5 protein-coding genes are annotated in these 5,215 nt (G+C 73.1%); 1 reads left to right on the top strand and 4 read right to left on the bottom strand.

Annotated features, from left to right (window positions below; genetic code table 11):
* Positions 1–598, bottom strand: a 598-nt coding sequence (locus QM572_RS06645; protein ID WP_415091317.1) for an AAA family ATPase, incomplete at its 3' end; no start/stop codon positions are given.
* Positions 599–629: 31 nt separating this feature from the next.
* Positions 630–1,004: an RNA-binding S4 domain-containing protein gene (locus QM572_RS06640; RefSeq protein ID WP_415091315.1), complete on the bottom strand. Its 375-nt coding sequence runs from the start codon at positions 1,002–1,004 to the stop codon at positions 630–632.
* A gap of 85 nt (positions 1,005–1,089) precedes the next feature.
* Between QM572_RS06640 and QM572_RS06635 the strand changes: the two genes are divergently transcribed.
* Positions 1,090–1,989, top strand: a complete 900-nt coding sequence (locus QM572_RS06635; protein ID WP_415091313.1) for a GGDEF domain-containing protein — start codon at positions 1,090–1,092, stop codon at positions 1,987–1,989.
* Between the two features lie 33 nt (positions 1,990–2,022).
* On the opposite strand, the gene guaB is transcribed toward QM572_RS06635, so the two are convergent.
* Positions 2,023–3,522, bottom strand: a complete 1,500-nt coding sequence (gene guaB / locus QM572_RS06630; protein ID WP_415091311.1) for an IMP dehydrogenase — start codon at positions 3,520–3,522, stop codon at positions 2,023–2,025.
* A 70-nt stretch (positions 3,523–3,592) separates the two neighbouring features.
* The coding region (locus QM572_RS06625; RefSeq protein ID WP_415091309.1) for an aldehyde dehydrogenase family protein at positions 3,593–5,215 on the bottom strand (1,623 nt) is incomplete at its 5' end.

The raw sequence follows: 5,215 nt of genomic DNA, 5'->3' as shown, positions 1-5,215 counted from the left end.
CGTCGCGGTCGGCGAGCAGCTCGGCCAGCGCGGGCCCCCGGTGGGACGGCGCCACCGGGCGGGCCGCCACGAGGACGAGCACCGGCTGGCCCGCGATGCTCCGAGCGAGGCTGCTGAGGAACCGGAGCGAGTCCTCGTCGGCCCACTGGGCGTCGTCCACGACGAGGAGCAGGGGGCGTTCGGCCGCGAGGTCCTCGACCAGCCAGGCGAGGCTGGCGATCATCGTGCTCTGGTCGAGCGCCTCGGCCTCGTCCGCGCCGACGAGATGGGCGGCCGCGCGGCGCCCCGGACCGGCCGAGACCTGAGCCCAGGTCGCGGCGCGCAGCGGATGTGCCAGCGCCATCAGCGGACGGGTCAGCAGCTGGCGCACGACGCCGAACGGCACCTGCCGGTCGGTCTGCCCGGGAGAGGCGAGGAGCACCTCGATGCCCTCGCGCTCCGCCTCCGCCGCCGCGAGCCGCACCAGCGCGGTCTTGCCGATTCCCGCCTCACCGATGAGGTGGACGACGCGGCCCCGCCCGGCGACGGCGTCCTCGAGCAGCCGCCGCAGGACCTCGACCTCACGGTCGCGCTCGGCCAGCGCACCCATCCGAGGCATCGTGGACACGAACGGACTCTACCCACCGCATTCAGTCGAACTCGCCGGATCTCAGCCGGTCGAGGAGGCGGCGGTCGCGCTTGGTGGGGCGGCCGCTGCCGCGGTCGCGCTCGAAGGGGGTCGGCACGCGCTCGGGCCTCGGGGGCAGGGCGGGGGTCCGGTCGTCGTACGCGGCCTGCGCCTGGGGCGCGCCGACCCGCTTGGCCAGCAGCGCGCGTACGACGACGATGTGCTCGCGACGGTCATGGGTGTTGTAGACGCGGACCTCGTCGCCGACCTTGACGGCGGCCGACGGCTTCGCACGCTCGCCGTTGATCCGGATGTGGCCGGCCTTCGCCCCGGCCGTGGCCTGCGAGCGCGACGGGGCGAGCCGCACGGCCCACACCCACTGATCCACCCGCGTCATCGGGCCGAGCCTACGCCTCGCGGGAGGCGGTGACAGGAGCAGGACTTCGCGGTAGCGTCGCCCGGTCTGTCGCATTGGGGGGTCCATGGTCGATTGGTGGTACTCGCCGCGTGCCGCCGCGCGGGTCGTCGGGTTCTTCCTGCTCGCCGTGCCGCTCCTCGGCTCCTACGTCGCGCTCTCCCCGGAGGCCGACTACCACGTGCTCCCCCTCGTCGTCGCCGCGGGCTGGATCGCGCTGGGGACGGTGCTGGTGGCCGTCGCGCCGCCGCTGCGCCGCCTGACGGTCCAGCTGATCCTGGGGATCTCGAGCGCGTCGCTCCTGCTCGCGGCCACGGTCATCGGCCCCTACGCGGCCGGGCCGATGATGGCGGTGCTGCCGGGCAACGTCGCGAGCTGGTTCATCGCGTTCCCCCGCCGGTCCGCCGTCATCGCCTGCGTGGTCATGGCGGTGGGGGCGGCGGCCGGAGCGGTGCGGGCCGAGGTCGCACCCGAGCTCATCCTGTCCTCGCTCACCGCCGCCTCGGCCGTGGGCCTCACGCTGTGGTGGCTGGTCTCGGTCGCCCGCACCGCCGAGATCGACCCGCTCACCGCGCTGCCCAACCGCCGTCAGCTCGACTGGGTGCTGCAGGCGCTGCAGCAGCCGGCGGCGATCGCCGTCATCGACCTCGACGACTTCAAGGCGATCAACGACCGGGTCGGCCATCCGGGCGGCGATCTCCTGCTCCAGGCCGTGGCGGAGACCCTGCACGAGGTCTCCGGCCCGTCCTGGTCGGTCTTCCGCACCGGGGGCGACGAGTTCGTCGTCGTCGCGCCGCGGATGTCGGCGACACGCCTCCGGCAGCGGCTCACCGGGCTCGGCGGCACCGGCCCGACGTCGTGGAGCGCGTCGGTGGGCGTCGCCTCGACCTCGGACTACGCCAGCGCCCAGCAGGCGATCGAGGCGGCCGACTCCGCGCTGTACGCGGTCAAGCACCGCCGCGGCTGAGCGGCCTCGCCGGCGTACGTCCGGCGGGACTGCTCAGCCGTGGTAGTTCGGCGCCTCGACGGTGACCTGGACGTCGTGCGGGTGGCTCTCCTTGAGGGACGCGGAGGTGATCCGCATGAAGCGGCCCTTCTTCTGCAGCTCGGGGACGGTGCGCGCGCCGACGTAGAACATCGTCTGGTGGAGGCCGCCGACGAGCTGGTGGACGACGGTGGCGAGGTTGCCCTTGTAGGGCACCTGACCCTCGACGCCCTCGGGCACGATCATGTCGTCGCTGGTGACCTCGGCCTGGAAGTAGCGGTCCTTGGAGTAGGACTTCTTGCCCCGGCTGCTCATGGCGCCCATCGAGCCCATGCCACGATAGGCCTTGTACTGCTTGCCGTTGATGAGGATGGTCGCGCCGGGCGTCTCCTCGGTGCCGGCGAGCATCGAGCCGAGCATGACGGTGTCGGCGCCGGCCACGATGGCCTTGCCGATCTCGCCGGAGTAGCGCAGGCCGCCGTCGGCGATGACCGGGATCCCCGCGGGCTTGCACGCGAGGGAGGCCTCGTAGACCGCGCTGATCTGCGGCACGCCCACGCCGGTGACGACGCGGGTGGTGCAGATCGAGCCCGGGCCGACGCCGACCTTGACCGCGTCGGCGCCCGCGTCGACGAAGGACTGCGCACCCTCGCGGGTGGCGACGTTGCCGCCGATGACCTGGACGTGCCGGGTGGCCGGGTCGGTCTTGAGCCGCGTGACCATGTCGATGAGCATGCGGACGTTGCCGTGGGCGGTGTCCGCCACGAGTACGTCGACACCCGCGTCGATCAGGGTCGTGGCACGCTGCCACGCGTCACCGAAGTAGCCGATCGCCGCGCCGACGAGCAGCCGGCCGTCGGCGTCGTAGGAGGCGTCGGGGAACTGCTCGCCCTTGACGAAGTCCTTCACGGTGATGAGCCCGGCGAGCTTGCCGTCGGCGTCGATCAGCGGGAGCCGCTCGAGCTTGTGCCGGCGGAGCAGCGCGGTGGCGTCCTCGCGGCTGATGCCGGCGGGGCCGGTGATGAGCGGGGCGTGGGTCATGACCTCGTCGACCTTCGTGGTCGCCCACTCGGCGACGGGCGTGAAGCGCAGGTCGCGGTTGGTGATCATGCCGATGAGCGTGTTCTCGGCGTCGACCACGGGGAAGCCCGAGATGCGGTACTCCCCCGCGAGCCGGTCGAGCTCCTCGAGCGTCTTGTCGGCGGTGATGGTGACCGGGTTGGAGATGATGCCGGTCTGGGTCCGCTTGACGAGGTCGACCTGATAGGCCTGGTCCTCGATCGAGAGGTTGCGGTGGAGCACGCCGAGCCCGCCCTGGCGGGCCATCGCGATCGCCAGCCGGGCCTCGGTGACGGTGTCCATCGCCGCGCTCACGAGCGGCGCCTTGAGGGAGATCTCGCGGGTCAGCCGGCTCGTGGTGTCGATCTCGTCCGGCGCCAGGTCGGAGTAGCCCGGCAGTAGCAGGACGTCGTCGTAGGTCAGTCCCAGCGTCGCGAACTTCTCGGGAATCTCCATGCCGGAATGCTACGCGAGGCCGGCCGTGCGACGGTCCTCGGCGAGGCCCTCCGGCACCGGGTGGCGAGGATCACGGGGCGAGGAGGCCCTCGGCGAGCGGCGTCGGGGAGCCGAAGCGGTGCGCGGTGACGGCGACGGCCTGCTCGCGCAGGAAGGCGAGCAGCTCGACGCGGCCGGCCTCGACGACGGGCTGGGCGTAGAGGGCGATGTCGGCGCGGCCCTGGGAGGCCTCGGCGAAGGCCTCGCGGGAGCCACCGATCAGCCGCACCCGACCGGGCGCCCGGGCGCCGCGGAGCGTGCGCGTCCACACGTCGTCGTCCTCGTCGACGACGTCGACCGCGGCGTCGGCGAGCAGGCGGCGTACGTCGGCGGGGAGCCCGACGCCGAGCGAGACGATCACCGGCGCGCCCGCGGCGAGGCCGGCCGCGACGACTCTGAGCAGGTCCACAAGAACCGCACCCTGGTGGGGTTCTTGCGCCGATCCGGCGGTGGCAGACGGCGAGAAGCCCACCTGGGTGGGGTTCTCGTCCTCGACCCGGATCGTGACCGGGACGGGGAGGTAGCGGAACAGGTTCTTCTCGGCGAGCAGGCCGCTGACGTCGCGGACCACGCCGAACTCCTCGGCCCACGCGTGCGCGTCCGACCCGGCGCCCCGAGCCAGTACGCCGTCCTCGTCGAGGCCGAGCCGGTGCGCGCCCTCGATCAGCGACTGGACGGCCGAGCCGGGGGTGGCGAGGCGCGTCGCGGGTGCGGGCGACCAGTCGGTGAGCCCGACGAGGTAGTTCGGCCCGCCCGCCTTGGTGCCCGCGCCGACGGCCGACTTCTTCCAGCCGCCGAACGGCTGACGGCGTACGACGGCGCCGACCGTGGACCGGTTGACGTAGACGTTGCCGGCCTCGACGCGGTCGATCCACCGCTCGATCTCGCTGCGCTCGAGCGAGTGCAGACCGGCGGTCAGGCCGTACTCGGGCGCGTTCTGCAGCGCGATCGCCTCCTCCAGCGTCGAGGCGGTCATCAGGCCGAGGACGGGACCGAAGTACTCGCATGTGTGGAACTCCGAGCCGGGGCGGACGCCGGTCTTGACCCCGGGCGACCACAGCCGGCCGTCCTTGTCGAGCTGCCGCGGCTCGACCAGCCACGACTCCCCCGGCCCGAGCACGGTGAGGGCGGAGAGGAGCTTGCCGCCGGCGGGCTCGATGATCGGGCCCATCTGCGTCCTGGGGTCGGACGGCAGCCCGACCGTGAGCGAGGTGACGGCGTCGACGAGCTGGCTCCGGAAGCGCTGCGAGGTGGCGACCGAGCCGACCAGGATGCCGAGCGAGGCGGCCGAGCACTTCTGCCCGGCGTGGCCGAAGGCGGAGGAGACGAGATCCTTGACGGCCAGGTCGAGGTCGGCGTCGGGGGTGATGACGATGGCGTTCTTGCCCGACGTCTCGGCGAGCAGCGGCAGGTCCGGGCGGAAGCTGCGGAAGAGCGTCGCGGTGTCGAAGGCGCCGGTCAGGATGACGCGGTCCACGCGCGGGGAGGAGATGAGCGCGCGACCGACCTCGTTCTCCGGCACGTGGACGAGGTGGAGCACCTCGCGCGGCACGCCCGCGGCCCAGAGCGCGTCCACGAGGACCGAGCCGCAGCGGGCGGCCTGGGGCGCCGGCTTCACGACGACGGCCGACCCGGCGGCCAGGGCGGCGGCGAT

Source organism: Nocardioides sp. (genome assembly GCF_047607365.1).
Classification (GTDB): domain Bacteria; phylum Actinomycetota; class Actinomycetes; order Propionibacteriales; family Nocardioidaceae; genus Nocardioides.
Note: the sequence above shows the minus strand (reverse complement) of the source record. Positions and strands in the feature narration are given on the sequence as shown.

Coding starts and splice junctions, on each gene's coding strand:
- QM572_RS06640 (WP_415091315.1), bottom strand. CDS start 1,004: ATGACGCGGGTGGATCAGTGGGTGTGGGCCGTGCGGCTCGCCCCGTCG.
- QM572_RS06635 (WP_415091313.1), top strand. CDS start 1,090: ATGGTCGATTGGTGGTACTCGCCGCGTGCCGCCGCGCGGGTCGTCGGG.
- guaB (WP_415091311.1), bottom strand. CDS start 3,522: ATGGAGATTCCCGAGAAGTTCGCGACGCTGGGACTGACCTACGACGAC.